Origin of the sequence: Bradyrhizobium sp. SPXBL-02, assembly GCF_051853065.1 — a bacterium.
In the GTDB taxonomy this organism is placed as follows: domain Bacteria; phylum Pseudomonadota; class Alphaproteobacteria; order Rhizobiales; family Xanthobacteraceae; genus Bradyrhizobium.
In genome coordinates, this window is the sequence record NZ_CP182474.1 from 5,775,689 (window position 1) to 5,791,327 (window position 15,639).

Here is a 15,639-nt window from a genome sequence, read left to right on the forward strand (position 1 = left end):
GATCTCCTATTCTGCAGCTTGGGCGGTCTGACGCTGGGCGCGCTTGGCGACATAGACGGCGGCCGCCTCGCGCACCCAGGCGCCCTCCTCATGCGCCTTGCGGCGCGCGGCGATGCGCTCGCGGTTGCAGGGGCCGTTGCCGGCGAGCACCTGCTTGAACTCGCTCCAGTCGATCTCGCTGTAGCGCCAGTGCCCGTCGGCATCCTGAATCATGCCGGGATCGGGAATGGTGAGGCCGAGATATTGCGCCTGGGGCACGGTGGCGTCGACGAACTTCTGGCGCAGTTCGTCATTGGAGAAGCGCTTGATCTTCCACTTCGTCGAGGTGTCGCTGTGCTGGCTCGTCGCATCCGGGGGACCGAACATCATCAGCACCGGCCACCACCAGCGGTTCAGTGCATCCTGCGCCATCGCCTTCTGCTCCTCCGAGCCGCGGCACAGCGTCACCATGATCTCATAGCCCTGGCGCTGGTGGAACGACTCCTCCTTGCAGACGCGGATCATCGCACGCGCATAGGGTCCGTAGGAGCAGCGGCACAGCGGGATCTGGTTCATGATCGCGGCGCCGTCGACCAGCCAGCCGATCGTGCCGATGTCCGCCCAAGTCAGCGTCGGATAGTTGAAGATCGAGGAGTACTTTGCTTTCCCCGCGAGCATGGCGTCGACCAGCTCCTCACGCGAGGAGCCGAGCGTCTCGGCGGCGGCGTAGAGATAGAGGCCGTGGCCGCATTCATCCTGCACCTTGGCGAGCAGCGCGGCCTTGCGGCGCAAGGTCGGCGCGCGCGTGATCCAGTTGCCTTCGGGCAGCATGCCGACGATTTCGGAATGGGCGTGCTGGGAGATCTGGCGGGTGAGCGTCTTGCGATAAGCCGCCGGCATCCAGTCGTTCGGCTCGATGCGCTCCTCGGCATCGATGCGGGCCTGGAATTGCGCAGCCTTGCCGGCGTCCTCCAGATCGCGGTCAGCGGTCTCGGCCGTGTTCAGCGCCTGGGTGTACATGCGCATCCTCCCGTTTTATTGGGAGATAATATATAACAAGATTTACGTCATGCAAGATATTTCTGTAACATAACGCTCAGGCGCCGAACCTCCGTTCCAGCAGCTTTCGCGCCGCCGGCAACGCCCCTTTTTCATTGGTTCCATGGCCGTCGAGCCATTGTTCGGACGGAGCAAGCAGCGCACGGTAGATCGCGCCGCAGAGTTCGCGGGCAGCCCTGCCCGGCCAATCCGGCGGCAGCAGGCTGTCGGGCAGCAGCGGATCGCGCAGCACGACGCGGCGGTAATAGTGGATCAAGAGGATCCGCGCGGTGAAGGCGTCGGCGTCGGACAAATCGGTGCCGCGCGCGATCGCGGCGCGCAGCGGCTCGAAGGTCTTCATGAATTTCAGGTAGGCATCGGCGGTGCGATCGAGCGGCCAGCTCGCGCTGAGCAGACGGCGGCCGCTGTCATCCTCCGCGGAGACCTCGAGGCGGATCGCGCCCGCTGCCTCCTCCGGCATCGGCACACCTGACGGCGCCACCCACACGCCCGGCAGCGGGCTGCCGAAGCCAGCATTGCGCAGCGCTTCGCGCGAGGCGTCGCGGTCCTCGCCATTGCCGATCAGTAGCAGCTCGAAGCGCCCGCTCCAGTCGGACGGCGGCGGATCGTAGATGTGGCGCGTCGCGGCCTCGAACGTCTGGCGGCCCTTGTCCGCCAGGCGATAGAAACTGTTGCGGCCGACCTTCTCGCGCGCCAGCCAGCCGTCGGCCGCAAGCCGCGACATCGCGGTGCGCACCACGCCGCTGTCGATATCCAGGCTTTCGAAGAATTCCAGCAGCGTGCCGAGCCACACCGAACCACCGCGCGGCACGATGGCGTCGCCGAATACGGTGATGACGATGGAGCCGGTGCGCGAGGGCTCGCGCTTGAGCTGGTCGATGATGCGGGAGAGCGGATGCGCCATGCACGAGCCATAGCGCGTTTGGTGCGGCTGCGACAATGGAGGGGGAGCGATGCTTTCCCGAGAGCTTTCGATCTTCTCCCTCTCCCCGTTCTTACGGGGAGAGGGCTGGGGTGAGGGGCAGCATCCGCAAACTCAGTGACAGACAGACTCGCGGAGAGTCCCCCTCACCCGGATTGCATCTCCGATGCAATCCGGCCTCTCCCCGCAGGCGGGGAGAGGCAAGACATCACCGATGCGGGTCGGGATAGGCCAGGCTGCGCCAGCCGCTGCGATCGAACGGGCGCCACTGGCCTTCCTTCTGCGCGAGGCGATCGGCCACGGCATAGACGGCGGCGGGATGATGGCCCATGCCGCAATGGCTGCTTTCGACCTCGATGCTCTCGGTCTGCGCGCCCGACTTCTCCATGCAGCCCTGCCAGGCGCAGACGCCGTCGGAGCGGCTGAAGATGGCGGTGGTCGGCACCGGCGGCGGCACGGCGAGCTCGCCGCCAAAACGCGGATCGACCTCGTCGGCCTTGCGTCCGCTCGCCCATTCATAGACGCGCCAGGCATTGGTCGAGCGCGGATCGCCGGCAAAGGGGCTGCCGAGCGTGATCACCTGGCGCACGCGCTCGGGCATCATCTTGGCGAGCTGGCGCGCATAGAGGCCGCCGAGGCTCCAGCCGACCAGGCTGATCTTGCGGCTGTGCGTGTCGCTGAGCTCATGGACCAGATCGACCATGGCGTCCTGAACGCCCTCGCGCAGGCCATAGTTGCGCCCCTGGCGCCAGCCGCTGACCGCATAGCCCTTGCTGGCCAGAAACGCGCGCAGCGCGCGTGTCGAGACATCGGACGCCACGAGGCCCGGAAGCACCAGCACCGGATGCCCATCGCCGCGCGGCGCAAGGCTCAACAGCGGCAGCGCGCCAAGGAATGCGCCGAATTCGTGGATCGCGCGCCCCTCCAGAAACATCAAGGTGCGGGACGGCGGGCGCAGCATCTGGGCAGTTGCGGTCATCAATGTTTCCCCTGGGAAGAATCCTGGAAAGGCCGCCGGCAGCGAGACCGGCAAATCGGCGTGAATTCCAATGCACCGGCTTCTTGATCGTTCCGCAGCGCAACAGGAATCAGCTAGGCGGCCGGTTCCCGATATTCAAGCGGGACAGACGCGAGGCGACAATAGGCCCGCGCGTTAATGCTAACGGCCGTGACGCAAAAGTCACAACAATCGGAGCAGGGATTCTACGGTGTAGAGCACGAGCCCGGCGAGCCCACCGATCAACGAGCCGTTGAAGCGGATGTATTGCAGGTCGCGGCCGATGTTGATTTCGATCAGCGAAATCAGCTGCGTCATATTCCACGCCTTGACCTGATCGGAGATGAAGGTCGAGACGCCGCTCTTCTGGTCCGCGACGAAGCTGCGCAGCACGGTCACGAGACCCTTGTTGATCTCGCCGCGCAGCTCGGCGTCGCTGGCGAGCGCCTCGCCGGCGGAGACGAACATCCCGGCGAGATGATGTTGCAGCACCTGCGTCTCGCCGCTCGCGCTGCGCTCGATGAAGGAGCGCGTATTGGCCCAGACGGTGCGGGCGAGGTCGGCAAGCTCCGGCCGCGCCAGAAGATCGCGCTTCAAGCCGTCAATGCGGTCGATATAGGCCTGGTCGGTGCCGAGCCGGTCGACGAAGCCCAGCACCATGCGGTCGAACTCGCCGCGGAACGGATGCTTGGGATCGCTGCGCACTTCGTTGAAGAAGGCCGTCGCGGAGGCCACGATCTTGTTCACCAGAAACTTGTCGGCGCGATAGAGCTTGAGCAGGGTCGGCAATTCCGCGCGCACCTTCTCGCGGATCATCGCCATCGTCTCTGTCTGGTTCAAGGTCTCGTGCATCACGCGCAGGAGATCGTCGAACAGGATCTGGTGCCGTCCCTCCGCGACGAAGCCCCGCAGCGTGCCGGCCGCGAGCGGCGCGAGGTCGATCGCCTGGAGCTGTGAGGACATGCGGCGGATGATGAAGGTCATCAGGCCGGAGCTTTCGGTTGCCGACACCGCCTCCGGCAACAGACGCAGTGCGAAGCGCGCAAGGTCGTCACTGCGTTTGCGGTCGCGCAGCCAGTCGGCAACGAAGGAGCCGAAATCGATCTCTTTCAGCTTGGCCTCGACGGGACCCGCCTCCAGGAAATGCACCTGGATGAATTCGCCGAGCTTGTCGGCGATGCGGGCCTGGTTGCTCTGGATGATCGCGGTGTGCGGGATCGGCAGGCCGAGCGGCCGCTTGAACAGCGCTACCACCGCATACCAATCGGCGAGCCCGCCGATGGTCGCAGCTTCGGCGAAGGCGGCAATGAAGCCGAACACGGGATGCACGGGCAGCAGCCACTTTGCGAAGACGAACAGTGCCAGCGTCGAGGCCAGCACCAACGTCGCCAGCGCTTTCACGCGGCGCAGCTCGGCCGCTCGTTCGGCATCGCCCGGAGTGTCGAAGGAGAAGGTGGCAGATGAGTCCATGACTGCATCACAGTACTCGTCATTGCGAGCGAAGCGAAGCAATCCAGTCTGCCTCCGCGGAAAGACTCTGGATTGCTTAGCTTCGCTCGCAATGACGGCGGCGCCAAACAAAAGGCCCGCCGAAGCGGGCCTCAAATTCAGTTTGTGCTCAGGCACCAGATCAGGCGGTCTTGTTGTAGACCTTGGCAAAGTTGTCCTGAGCGGACTTCGCACCGTTGGCGGCGAGCTTGCCGAGATAGTCGGCGGTCGCCTTGGCGCGCGAGACGAACACTTCACCGCGGGCGCGGAGCATGCTCGACTGGATCTCGACGGCTTCGCTGACCGACTTGGCGGACGCGAGCTTGTCGATGCCCGAGAAGAACGCCTCGGCGTCCTCATAGATCGCCTGCTGGATGTTGCGGCTGATCTTGCCGGCCTCGGTGACGGACTCGGTCACCGCGTTCTCGACGGCGGCGGTCACGCGCTCGGAGCCAGCGAACACCTCGGCAGCACGGTCCTTGGCGGTGTTGGCGGTCTTCTTGACGAATTCGCGGGCGGCCTCGGGAACTTCCAGGTTCTGGATGTTCTTGAAAGCGTCCTTGAAGCCCTCGAAAGCGGTGTTGGTTTCAGTGGTCATGGGGTTCTCTCCATCCTCAAAGGTCTGAGCTATGGGCTCACCCCGTCCGCATTGGCCCGGGGCACGGCTTATATGGCACGGTTAATTGTGCGATGCAATATTCGTATTGCACTGCGATATCACGAAATCGTGAAGAGCCTTAGCCGGAGGCATCGTGGTGCCTCCCTAGCCATTGGGCTCAGAATCGGCCCGATCCGGCCCTAATGCCGGACGGCGCTGCTAGTGCTGGACGGCGCCTGGCAGCCCATAGGCCTCCATCTGAGCCTGGACCTGCGCAATGTTATGGCCGAGCACGACGATGTCATGGGTCTTGCCGTCGACGTCCCGCACATGGTCCCGCAGCAGGGCCTCGGCCTTGAAGCCGAGGCTCTCGAACAAGGCGATCGCTGCCTGCTGATCCACCGTCATCTGGACCGAGAGCTTTTCCAGGCCTGCCCCGAGCGCGAGGGCAAAGGTCTCCTGCGACAACGCCTTGCCCACGCCCTTGCCGCGGACCTCGGGCGAAACCACCATGCGGATCTCGCCGACATGAGGCGACCAGGAATGGGGATCACGCACCAGCGTGCCGCAGCCGACGACCTTGTCATCCCTGACCGCGAGCAGGCTCGTGATCGCACCCCGCTCGATCTCCTTGACCCAGGCGGAGAGCACCTTCGGCTCGCTGATGTTGCGGGGGAGGAACAGCAGATCATGGGTCGGCAGGCCCTTGCCGAAGGCCAGCACGGCGGCCTCGTCCGCGGGCGACATCAGGCGGATCTCGATATCGCCGGCGTCGGTCTTGACGTGGCGCGGATAGGAACGCTGCTCGCTCATGTCGATCTCTTTCCCAGCCAGGAATCCAGTTTCGGCCACAGCCGCTTCACCGCATTGGCGCCGGCAACGAGCGAGACGTGACCGCCCTTCAGCATCACCTCTTCCTTGTCAGTCGAGCCGATCTTGGCGATCAGGTGCTTGGCGGCGTCATAGGGCACGATGTGGTCGTGCTCGGCGACCGCATGCAGGATCGGCACTGTGATGTTCTCGAGCTTCGCCGCGCGACCTCCGACCGACATGGTGTCGTTGAACAGCTTGTTGTCCCACATCAGGTCCTTGGTGATGGTGCGGAAATATTCGCCGGCCAGCGGCAGCGTGTCGGTCGCCCAGCGGTCGAACATGCGGTACGACTTCACGAACTCGTCGTTCCAGATGTTTTCCCAGAGCTGGATCTGGCTCACCGTGCGCGAGGCCGGGCGCAGCATCTCGAATGAGGACAGGATCATCTCCGGCGGCACGTTGCCGACGCTGTCGACGAGGTGGTCGACGTCGAAATAGCGGCGGTCGGAGAAATTCGAGAACAGCTTCATCTCGCGGAAATCGATCGGCGTGGTGAAGCAGATCAGGTTCTTCATCGGCCCGTCCTGGTGGATCGAGCCGTAGAGCAGCGACAGCACGCCGCCGAAGCAATAGCCGATGACGGAGACGTCCTGCTCGCCGGAATCGGCCTGCACGCGGCGGACGCAATCGGGGATGAAGTCGAGGACATAGTCCTCCATGCGCAGGCTCTTCTCCTCCGGCCGCGGCGCGCTCCAGTCCAGCATGTAGACGTCGTAGCCGCGCCTCAGCAGGAACTCGATGAAGCTCTGGCCGGGCACGAGATCGAGGATGTAGCCGCGGTTGGTCGTGGCCATCACGATCAGCACCGGCACGCGGTAGATCTCATCCGACATCGGCCGATAGTGATAGAGGCTCATCGTGCCGCGCGAATGCAGCACATCCTTTGGCGTCGAGCCGAGCGTGGGGCCCGAGGTCGAGAAATATTCGACGCCCTTGATGCTGCGCTGAATCGCGCGCTGCACCTCGGACTGGATGCGCTCCGGGATCGAGGCAAGATCAAGTCCCGCCGGCGCGTTCATTTTTGGTCTCCGTCTTCGGACGGCGGACGCTTGGTGCGCGGCGGCCGCGGCGCCGCGCCGGGTTGCTGCGCGCCCGAATTGGCCGACATCTGGCTCAGCATCGACTTGATCTCGCCGAGCTGGCCTTCGATCGACTGGAGCCGTTCCGCGATGCCGGTCATCTGCTCGCGGCTCGGAAGGTTCATCGAGAGCAGGTATTTCTCCATGAGATCGCCGAATTGCTTCTGAGCACCTGCAGCAACGCCGCCGGCGCGGTTCATGGCCTGCGAGAATTCGGGCGTCTCCATCGCCTTGGTCGCGAAGGAGTTGAAACCCTTCTCCATTTCGCCAACCATCTTCTGCCACAAGGCGACCGGATCGGTGATCTTGTCGGTCATCAGCGTCCTCCCAATGCGGAGGGCTTTGCACCCTTCTTGTCCCGCCATACCACACCGTTGCGCGGTGCCGGTCAACCGGCAAGCAGCAGGCGCGGGGTCGGACACGCCGCTTCTTCGCGGAACGAAACCGTGCGATACAGCATCGGTCAGCAGGAGGGACCCGTGACCGCCCATCAGCCGCCCCAGACCGTCCGCGCCAACGGCATCGACATCTGCTACGAGATCTTCGGCAACGACAATGCCGAGCCGTTGCTGCTGATCATGGGCCTTGGCGCACAGATGATCCATTGGGACGATGCGTTCTGCGAGCAGCTCGCCGCCCGCGGCTTCCGCGTGATCCGTTTCGATAACCGCGATATCGGCAAGTCGAGCCATCTCAGCGGCGGCAAGCGCCTGACGCCGTTCGAGCTGCTGAAGCTGCGCTTCTTGCGGATCCCCGTGGCCGCCACCTACAAGCTGATCGACATGGCCAAGGACACGGTCGGCCTGATGGATGCGCTCGGCATCAAGTCGGCGCATCTCGTCGGGGCGTCCATGGGCGGCATGATCGCGCAGGAGGTGACGCTGTCGTTTCCGCACCGCGTGCGCTCGCTGACCTCGATCATGTCGACGACGGGCAATCCGCGCGTGCCGCCCCCGACCCGCGAGGCCGCCGCGATGCTGATGGCGCCGCCGCCGCGCAGCAAGGAGGAGTTCATCGTCCGCTACGGCCAGACCTGGAACGTGTTGCGCGCCGGGCACTTCCCGGAAGAGGAAGCGCTCGACCCTGGCCGCGCCGAGCGCGTGTTCGCACGCGGGCTCAACCCGGCCGGCGTCGGCCGTCAGCTCCGCGCCGTGCTTGCCTCCGGCAGCCGCAAGGAGCGGCTGCACGCCGTGAAGGTTCCGACGCTCGTGATTCACGGCACCGTCGATCCGTTGGTCCGCCCCGAAGGCGGCAAGGACACGGCCGCGTCGATCTCGAACGCAAAGCTGCTGATGATCGAGGGCATGGGCCACGCGCTGCCCATGCGCTTCTGGCCGGAGATCATCGATGCTATCGACAAGCACGCGCACGGCTCGGCGGCGCAGGCGGCCTAGGCCGGCCAGTCTCCTCTCGGTGACCATGTGAGCTGCCGGTGCCTGTCTTAACGTGGGTTCCGATGAAGGCTATACAGGCCGTCTCAGACGCCAAACAGAGGCTGCGGCCTCTCGGAGCTCACATGAATTTCATCATCCGATCCGCGGCAATGATGGCCGCTTCCATTCTCATATTGTCTCTTGCCGGCGGCGACGCGATGGCCGCCAGCGCGCAGGAAGAAGCCAACCGCCAAACCGTGCTGGCCTTCTATGAGAAAGGCCTCAATCAGAAGGACGCCGACGCCGCCCTCGCCTATGTCGGCAACCGCTACGTCCAGCACAATCCAACCGCTCCCGACGGGCCCGACGGCTTCCGGAAGTTCATCGGCTTCCTGCGCGAGAAGTTTCCGAACTCGCGCAGCGAGATCAAGCGCAGTTTTGCGGAGGGTGACTTCGTCATCTTGCACGTTCATTCCGTTCGCGAGCCCGGCACCAGGGGCCGCGCAATCGTGGACATCTTCAAGCTGGAGAACGGCAAGATCGTCGAGCACTGGGACGTCGTTCAGGAGATTCCTGAAAACCCCGCGAACGGCAACACGATGTTCTAGCCTTGGGTCGTTGCCTAGCCCTTCCGCGCGATCCAGATCATGTGGCGCGCGCCGCCGCCTCTGCCGGTGGCGCGAACGTTGACTTCGTTGACGTCGAAGCCGGCGCGCTTGAGACGCCCTGTGAACTCCGGATTGGGTCCCGACGACCAGACGGCCAGCACGCCTCCCGGCCGCAGCGCCGTCTTCGCGACCTGCAGCCCGCTCGCATCGTAGAGCGCGTCATTGCCCTTCCGGGTCAGTCCCTCGGGCCCGTTGTCGACGTCGAGCAGGATGGCGTCGAAAGCCGAACGCTTCGCCCGGATGACTTCGCCGACGTCGATCTCGCGAATGCTCACCCTGGCATCATCGAGGCTGTCGCCGAACACCTCCGCCATCGGACCCCGCGCCCAGGCGACGACCGACGGGACCAACTCGGAGACGACGATCTTCGCCTGGGCTCCGAGCACGGCCAGCGCCGCACGTAGCGTGAAACCCATGCCGAGACCGCCGATGAGAACGACGGGTTTTGCGACTTTCTCGATCTGCTTCGCGGCAAGCGTGGCGAGCGCCGCTTCCGACCCCGACAGGCGGCTGTTCATCAGCTCGTTGGTGCCGAGCTTGATGGAGAACTCCTTGCCCCGCCGCATCAGGCGGAGCTCCTCGTCGGAACCGGGGATTTTGGCGGTGTCGAGCTTTTCCCAGGGAATCATGGGAGTGCTTTAGCACGAAAGCGCGAGCAATCACCCGCCCGCCCAGACGTCCAGCACATAGCGGTTGTTCGCGCCCATCTCCTCGATCCACCGGGCGCCGGCGGCAGCATCGCTGCCGCTCTTCTCGCGCTGGATCGCGATGAGCGCCGCCTTCACGTCGGGCTCCATTTTTCCACCATCGCCGCAAACATAGATAATGGCGCCCTGCTCGATCAGCGGCCAGACCTTGTCCTTCTGCGCGGCGAGCACGTGCTGCACATAGGTCTTCGGCCCGTCCGCGCGCGAGAATGCGGTGAACAGCTCGGTGATGCCAGCAGCCGCCAGCGCTTTCAGCTCGTCCGCATAGAGAAAATCCTGATCGGGATGGCGACAGCCGAAGAACAGCACGGCCGGGCCGAGCGTGGTCCCTTTCGCCTTGCGCGCGGCGCGCTCCTGGATAAAGCCGCGGAACGGCGCAAGTCCCGTGCCCGGACCGATCATGATGATCGGCACGGATGGATCATCCGGCAGGCGGAAGCCTGCCTTGGTCTCGCGCACGGTGGCATAGATCGTATCGCCCGGCCGCCGGTTGGCGAGATAGTTCGAGCAAATGCCCTTGTAGGTACCGCGGCCGGAGGCCGCCGGCCCCTCGACCACGCCGACCGTGACGCTGCAACGCGCCGGGTCGACCGACGGCGAGGACGAGATCGAGTAATAGCGCGGCGCCAGCAGCGAGAGCATTTCGAGATAGACGTGGAACGGCAATTCGCAGGCCGGATACTCGAGCAGCATGTCGAACACCGATTTGCGCTTGGCGAGGATCTCGGTGCGATAACGCTCGAGCGGCTCCGCCTCCTCGCCGACGAAGGCCACCAGCTTCGGCTTGGTGACGGGGCAGCGGGTGTGCTCGGCCATGATCTGGATCTGCTTGCGGCTCGCCACCTGCTGCAGCTCGACGAACTCGCTGAGCAGGCGGCCGACCGACACGGCCGCGCCGACCGGCAATTGCGCGCGCCGGCCTTCAGCCACCTGGAGCCTGATCTGATCGGCCGGCAGGAAGCCGAAGCGGCGGGCAACTGAATCCACCAGCGTCGGATCGTTGCGCGGGACGACGCTCAAATGGTCGCCGACGCGATAGGCGACGTTGGCCGGCAGCTCCACCTCGATGTGGCGCGTCGAGCGCTCCGATGGATAAGGTCCGGCCTTGTTCTGGAGCTCGTCGTTGACCAGCACCTTCATCGCCACCGCGCCACCCTGGGCGACGATGGTGTTGACCGCGGTCACCGCGACAGGCTCGATCGCGTAAAGCGGATCGTCCTCGGCGGTCCGGGTGAAGTTCCAGTCGATGCCGAATTCCTTGGTCGCGACTTGCGCGGCTGCGGGGAACCATTTCTGGAACTGGCCGTCGAGATCGCTGCGCGCATCGCCCTCGCCGCGCGGATAGACCGCGCGCGCGCCGTGCTTCGACAATTGCTCGTCGATGAAGCGCGGCACCGATTGATAGGTCGCAGCCCAGTCGCTGTTGCCGCAGCCGAACACGGCGTAGCGCACGCCGGCGAAGACATCCTTCGGCAAATCGCTGCCGAGCCATTTGACGAATTGCGTGGCATTGTCGGGCGGCGCGCCGTTGTAGGAGGCGCAGATGATCAGCACGCCGCCCTCCCGCGGCAGCTTGCCGACATAATCGTCGAGCGCGCCGAGATGCACGGCAAAGCCGTTGATCTCGGCAAGATCGGCCATGCGCGTTGCGAGCTCCTCGGCGGTGCCGAGATTGGAGCCGTAGAGCACCAGCATCGGCGTGTTGTGGCCGGGCCGCGTGGTGGGCTGGCGCTGCGCCTTTGGCGCCGCGGACGCAGCTGCAATGGGCCCGCCATAGGCGCCGCGCTCGCGATCGGCACGCGGCCGCACCTTGATCTTGAAGCCTTCCGGTTTGATCGTCAGCGTCTCCTTCAGATGCATCTGGTAGCGCTGATGGTCGATCAGCTTGAAGCGCTGCAGGATCATGCCGAGCGCGAGCGCGGCCTCGTGCATGGCGAAGCCACGGCCGATGCAGGCGCGCTGGCCGTTGCCGAACGGCTTCCAGGCATTGATCGGCCGTTTCGCCTCCGCCTCGCGGCTGAAATTCTCGGGATCGAACGCGTCGGGGTTGGGACCCCACACGCTGGGATCACGATGCAGCGCCGTCACCAGGATGGTGACGAACGTTCCCTTCCTGAGCTTGTACTTGCCGCCGCCGATGGTTTCGTCGTTCAGCGGCGAGATGCCGTAGGCCGGCGCCGGCGGCCACAGCCGCAGCGACTCTTTCAGGATCTGCGTGATATAGGTGAGCTGCGTGACCTGCTGATAGGTCGGCTTGGCGTTGACGTCGGGACCGAAGACGCGGTCGACCTCGTCATAGGCCTTCTTGAGAATGTCCGGATGCTTGAGCAGCGCATAGAGCGTATAGGACAACAGGCCGCTGGTGGTCTCGTGCCCTGCGATCAGAAACGTGTTGATCTGGTAGCGGATGTTGACGTCGTCGAGCTGCTCGCCGGTGGAACGGTCGACGCCGGTCATCATCGCGGCGAGCATGTCCTTCTTGTCGTCGATGGCCTCCGCGCTCTTGCGCCGCTCGGCGATGATCTCGTCGACCATCTTGTTCATGAAGGCGACGTCTTCGGCCAGCGTCTTGCGGCGCTTCTGCATCCAGAGCTGCTCGAACGGCAGGCCGCGCGTCATCATGATGGTTTCGAGCGAGCGCACCAGCGACTCGACGAAAGGATGGTAGTCGCGCCGGTAGAACGAATTGAAGCGGTACTCGAAGCCGCACAGGCCGATCGTATCCAGCGTCAGCGCTGTCATGTCATGGACGACGTCGATCTCGTCGTCGGCGTTGAGCCGCTCCCATTTCTGGACGAGCTGCTCGGCGATGTCGACCATGCTCGGGTGATAGGACTGCATGGCGCGGTTGCCGAAGGGCTGCAGCAGGATGTTGTGCGCCTTGCTCCAGTTCGGCTCGCGGGTGTCGGCGGTGAACAGGCCGTCGCCGCCGACCGCACGCACACGCCGCAGCGCGCCGCGCACCGTCTTGTCGAACCGCTTCTCGTCCGAGAGCTCGTCGACGAGATCGTGGCCGGAGACGACGACGATCGGCGAGCCCATCATGTCGAGCCAGAAGATCGGACCGAGCTCCTTGGCCAGCCGCGTCAGGTGCTGCACGGGAGCGGCCGCGTCCAGCGACAGCATGTTGCCGACCACCGGTTTGGTCGGCGGCTGCGGAATCGGGTCCAGACGGTTCTTGGATGACATCGAAATGTAGTCCCCCTGCCTCAATGTCGTCATTGCGAGCGAAGCGAAGCAATCCAGAAATATATCCGCGGAGGCAGTCTGGATTGCTTCGTCGCTCCGCTCCTCGCAATGACGCGTTCGCAATGACGGGCGCTAGCCAAACCGCCTTCTACGCCATTCGATCAGCTTGGCGCTGACCTCTTCCGGCTTCTCCTGCTGCGTCCAATGGCCGCTGTCCTTCACCAGATACTTCTCGAGGTCATCGATCAGCTTCTCCATGCCGTCGGCCGCCGATGGCGGCAGCACCGCATCGTTCTCGGCCATGATCATCAGCGACGGCACGTGGACGTGATGGTCCAGCCCATTCGCGCGCTCCCAGTTACGGGTGAAATTGCGGTACCAGTTGATGCCGCCGGTAAAACCGGTCTTCGTGAATGTATCGACGAACACTTTCTTCTCGTCAGCCGACAGGATCGGCGTGCGCGGATCATGTCTGGCGTCGTAATTCGCGATCATCTGCGGGAACGCCAGGTTGATGCGGGGCGAAGCACCAATGCCGGCAATCGGCTGTTCCTCGGGCGCACCCGGAGGGCGCGCGGCCGGTTTGCGCATGAAGGCGTCAAAAGTCTGCTCGACACGGCTGCTGAAGATCTTGTCCGGTCCGCGCGCGGGGTCCTGGAACTGGACGATGTACATCTGGTCGCCAAAGCGCTGGCGGAACAGCGCGATCGGGTCGATCGGCGCGCGGTCCCAGTGCGGGGTGTTGACCCCAACGACGCCGGCGACGCGCGTGGGATGCCGCAGCGGCATCTGCCAGACGACGAAGCCGCCCCAGTCGTGACCGACAAAGATCGCCTTGTCGATTCCGAGATGATCGAGCAAACCGACGAGATCGCCGGTCAAGTGCTCCATGTCATAGGCTTCGACCGGCTCTGGCCGGTCGGTCGCGCCGTAGCCGCGCTGGTCGGGCGCGATCACGCGGATGCCGGCCTCGCTCAGCGTCTTGATCTGATGGCGCCAGGAGAAGGCGAGCTCGGGCCAGCCGTGGCACAGCACGACCGGCGGCTTGTCGTCGGCGGGGCCTGCCTCGTAATAGCCCATGCGGATTCCGTTCGTCGTCGCGAACTTGAGCGGGGGCATTTCAATCATTGCAAATTCCTTACTCCGCAGCGCCCTTGATATCGGTGGCCGGCGGCGTGTAGGCCGCCTCCAGCGCGGCGAACTCCTCGGGCAGCATGTCGCACATCACCTGGACGTGCGGAATGATGTTGGCGCCGACGATGAAGCCGAAATCGAGCTGGTCGCGATAGCTCTGCACGGTGATGTTGAGCGCCTGCCCGTGGGTCGAGATCGACACCGGGAAGATGTGCAAGAGCTCGGCGCCGGCGGCATAGAGCGTCTGGCGCGGCCCGGGCACGTTGGACACGGTGATGTTGGCCGCGGGCGGCAGCACGTCGGAAAGATTCGAGCGGCTGTAGAGCAACGCCAGGATCTGCACCATGATCGGCGCGCCCAGCATCGAGATGTTGGAGACCTGCGGCATCAAGGCGCGCAAGGGATGCGACATCTCCTTGGACTTGGTCGATTGCGCGATGATGGCCTCGAGGCGCGCCTTGGGATCCTCGATGTTGGTGGCGATCGAGCAGATCATGCCGAACACCTGGTTGTTGGCCTCGGTGTTGCCCTCCTCACGCAGCGAGATCGGCACGGCGGCGGTCAGGGATTTCGCCGGCAGCGTGCCATATTGCAGGAGATAGCGGCGAACCACGCCGGAGGCGAGCGCCAGCACGACGTCGTTGAGCTTGCCGCCGGCCTGCTTGGCCAGCGCCTTGGCCCGCGACAGCGGGATCGACACGCCGGCAAAGCTCCGCTCCGAGGAGATCGTCTTGTTGAGCATGGTCGGCGGCGACACCATGCTGGCGAGGCTCTCGCGCGATTTGGGATCGGCGACCTTGCCGAGCACGTCGGAGACGCTCTTGAGCACGGTCGGGATGTTGCCGGCGAAGCGCACCGCGCTCTCGATCTGGTACATCGCGTTGTCGAACAGGATCGAGCCGATATCGCTCTTGCCGGTGCGCGGCAGCTGCAGGTTCTTCGCCGCTTGCGAAGCCTCCAGCGGCTGGCTGAACAGCTGCTGATAGGAATCGAGCAGGTTCGCCGCGATGTCGCGCGGCTCCTGTCCGGGCCTGCTGCCCGCGGTCGGCGGATCGACCTTCCGCGGGATCGGCGAGATGTCGTAGATCATGTTGGTCAGCGCCGCACCGGCGCCGCCGTCGATCGCAGCATGGTGCATCTTGGAATAGAGCCCGACCTCGTTGTCCTTCATGCCCTCGAATACGTAGAACTCCCAGAGCGGGCGGGCGCGGTTCAACAGCTTGGCATGCATCCAGCCGACGATGCGCTCGAGCGTGGCGCGATCGCGCGGCTGCGGCAGGCTGGCGCGGAAGATGTGGCGGTCGATGTCGAACTGGTCGTCCTCGACCCAGGAGGGATGATCGATGTCGAGCGGCGCCTTCTCCAGCCGCGCCTTGAGAATCGGCGCGATGTGCAAGCGCGAGACGATCATCGCCTTGAAGTCTTCGAAGAAGTCGCCCTTGTAGTCGTCAGGCAGGCGGAAGATCGCCATGCTGCCGACATGCATCGGCATCTCCGGTGTTTCCAGATAGAGAAACGACGCGTCAAGCGACGACAGCTTCTTACCGTCAGCCATGGTTCCCTCCCGTATATT

General features: G+C 64.6%; 14 protein-coding genes. 2 read left to right on the forward strand and 12 right to left on the reverse strand.

Annotation, left to right across the window (positions count from 1 at the left end; translation table 11 throughout):
- Nucleotides 1-6: 6 nt before the first annotated feature.
- The 8 genes from paaA to ACNJYD_RS27010 form a co-directional block, all read right to left on the reverse strand.
- Entirely contained in the window at nucleotides 7-999 is a 993-nt protein-coding gene (paaA, locus tag ACNJYD_RS26975; RefSeq protein WP_172784035.1) for a 1,2-phenylacetyl-CoA epoxidase subunit PaaA, read from the reverse strand.
- A 76-nt stretch (nucleotides 1,000-1,075) separates the two neighbouring features.
- On the reverse strand, nucleotides 1,076-1,942 hold the full coding sequence (gene paaX / locus ACNJYD_RS26980) for a phenylacetic acid degradation operon negative regulatory protein PaaX (protein WP_271510713.1): 867 nt from the start codon (nucleotides 1,940-1,942) through the stop codon (nucleotides 1,076-1,078).
- A 226-nt stretch (nucleotides 1,943-2,168) separates the two neighbouring features.
- A complete protein-coding gene (locus tag ACNJYD_RS26985) occupies nucleotides 2,169-2,939 on the reverse strand; it encodes an esterase/lipase family protein (RefSeq protein WP_439363824.1) in 771 nt (256 codons plus the stop codon).
- A 201-nt stretch (nucleotides 2,940-3,140) separates the two neighbouring features.
- Nucleotides 3,141-4,427, reverse strand: coding sequence for a DUF445 domain-containing protein (locus tag ACNJYD_RS26990; protein ID WP_439363825.1), 1,287 nt, complete (start codon nucleotides 4,425-4,427; stop codon nucleotides 3,141-3,143).
- 160 nt (nucleotides 4,428-4,587) lie between these two features.
- Nucleotides 4,588-5,043 (reverse strand): phasin, encoded by a 456-nt coding sequence (locus ACNJYD_RS26995; RefSeq protein ID WP_212254845.1) that lies wholly within the window; start codon nucleotides 5,041-5,043, stop codon nucleotides 4,588-4,590.
- A 219-nt stretch (nucleotides 5,044-5,262) separates the two neighbouring features.
- On the reverse strand, nucleotides 5,263-5,856 hold the full coding sequence (locus ACNJYD_RS27000; protein ID WP_172784031.1) for a GNAT family N-acetyltransferase: 594 nt from the start codon (nucleotides 5,854-5,856) through the stop codon (nucleotides 5,263-5,265).
- Nucleotides 5,853-6,935, reverse strand: coding sequence for a PHA/PHB synthase family protein (locus ACNJYD_RS27005; protein WP_260382797.1), 1,083 nt, complete (start codon nucleotides 6,933-6,935; stop codon nucleotides 5,853-5,855). The genes ACNJYD_RS27000 and ACNJYD_RS27005 overlap by 4 nt, the downstream gene beginning before the upstream one ends.
- Nucleotides 6,932-7,312 (reverse strand): hypothetical protein, encoded by a 381-nt coding sequence (locus ACNJYD_RS27010; RefSeq protein WP_439363826.1) that lies wholly within the window; start codon nucleotides 7,310-7,312, stop codon nucleotides 6,932-6,934. The genes ACNJYD_RS27005 and ACNJYD_RS27010 overlap by 4 nt, the downstream gene beginning before the upstream one ends.
- Before the next feature lie 162 nt (nucleotides 7,313-7,474).
- Between ACNJYD_RS27010 and ACNJYD_RS27015 the strand changes: the two genes are divergently transcribed.
- Entirely contained in the window at nucleotides 7,475-8,389 is a 915-nt protein-coding gene (locus ACNJYD_RS27015; protein ID WP_439363827.1) for an alpha/beta fold hydrolase, read from the forward strand.
- A 122-nt stretch (nucleotides 8,390-8,511) separates the two neighbouring features.
- The gene (locus tag ACNJYD_RS27020; protein ID WP_172784027.1) at nucleotides 8,512-8,976 is read left to right on the forward strand and encodes a nuclear transport factor 2 family protein; all 465 of its coding nucleotides are present in this window, start codon (nucleotides 8,512-8,514) and stop codon (nucleotides 8,974-8,976) included.
- Between the two features lie 14 nt (nucleotides 8,977-8,990).
- On the opposite strand, the gene ACNJYD_RS27025 is transcribed toward ACNJYD_RS27020, so the two are convergent.
- From ACNJYD_RS27025 to ACNJYD_RS27040, 4 genes are all read right to left on the reverse strand, one after another.
- Nucleotides 8,991-9,665, reverse strand: a complete 675-nt coding sequence (locus ACNJYD_RS27025; RefSeq protein ID WP_439363828.1) for a spermidine synthase — start codon at nucleotides 9,663-9,665, stop codon at nucleotides 8,991-8,993.
- A gap of 30 nt (nucleotides 9,666-9,695) precedes the next feature.
- Nucleotides 9,696-12,932 (reverse strand): bifunctional cytochrome P450/NADPH--P450 reductase, encoded by a 3,237-nt coding sequence (locus ACNJYD_RS27030; RefSeq protein ID WP_212254841.1) that lies wholly within the window; start codon nucleotides 12,930-12,932, stop codon nucleotides 9,696-9,698.
- A gap of 132 nt (nucleotides 12,933-13,064) precedes the next feature.
- On the reverse strand, nucleotides 13,065-14,060 hold the full coding sequence (locus ACNJYD_RS27035) for an alpha/beta fold hydrolase (RefSeq protein WP_172784024.1): 996 nt from the start codon (nucleotides 14,058-14,060) through the stop codon (nucleotides 13,065-13,067).
- Nucleotides 14,061-14,070: 10 nt separating this feature from the next.
- A complete protein-coding gene (locus ACNJYD_RS27040) occupies nucleotides 14,071-15,621 on the reverse strand; it encodes a WS/DGAT/MGAT family O-acyltransferase (RefSeq protein ID WP_439363829.1) in 1,551 nt (516 codons plus the stop codon).
- Nucleotides 15,622-15,639 lie beyond the last annotated feature (18 nt).

Coding starts and splice junctions, on each gene's coding strand:
- paaA (WP_172784035.1), bottom strand. CDS start 999: ATGTACACCCAGGCGCTGAACACGGCCGAGACCGCTGACCGCGATCTG.
- paaX (WP_271510713.1), bottom strand. CDS start 1,942: ATGGCGCATCCGCTCTCCCGCATCATCGACCAGCTCAAGCGCGAGCCC.
- ACNJYD_RS26985 (WP_439363824.1), bottom strand. CDS start 2,939: ATGACCGCAACTGCCCAGATGCTGCGCCCGCCGTCCCGCACCTTGATG.
- ACNJYD_RS26990 (WP_439363825.1), bottom strand. CDS start 4,427: ATGGACTCATCTGCCACCTTCTCCTTCGACACTCCGGGCGATGCCGAA.
- ACNJYD_RS26995 (WP_212254845.1), bottom strand. CDS start 5,043: ATGACCACTGAAACCAACACCGCTTTCGAGGGCTTCAAGGACGCTTTC.
- ACNJYD_RS27000 (WP_172784031.1), bottom strand. CDS start 5,856: ATGAGCGAGCAGCGTTCCTATCCGCGCCACGTCAAGACCGACGCCGGC.
- ACNJYD_RS27005 (WP_260382797.1), bottom strand. CDS start 6,935: ATGAACGCGCCGGCGGGACTTGATCTTGCCTCGATCCCGGAGCGCATC.
- ACNJYD_RS27010 (WP_439363826.1), bottom strand. CDS start 7,312: ATGACCGACAAGATCACCGATCCGGTCGCCTTGTGGCAGAAGATGGTT.
- ACNJYD_RS27020 (WP_172784027.1), top strand. CDS start 8,512: ATGAATTTCATCATCCGATCCGCGGCAATGATGGCCGCTTCCATTCTC.
- ACNJYD_RS27025 (WP_439363828.1), bottom strand. CDS start 9,665: ATGATTCCCTGGGAAAAGCTCGACACCGCCAAAATCCCCGGTTCCGAC.
- ACNJYD_RS27030 (WP_212254841.1), bottom strand. CDS start 12,932: ATGTCATCCAAGAACCGTCTGGACCCGATTCCGCAGCCGCCGACCAAA.
- ACNJYD_RS27035 (WP_172784024.1), bottom strand. CDS start 14,060: ATGATTGAAATGCCCCCGCTCAAGTTCGCGACGACGAACGGAATCCGC.
- ACNJYD_RS27040 (WP_439363829.1), bottom strand. CDS start 15,621: ATGGCTGACGGTAAGAAGCTGTCGTCGCTTGACGCGTCGTTTCTCTAT.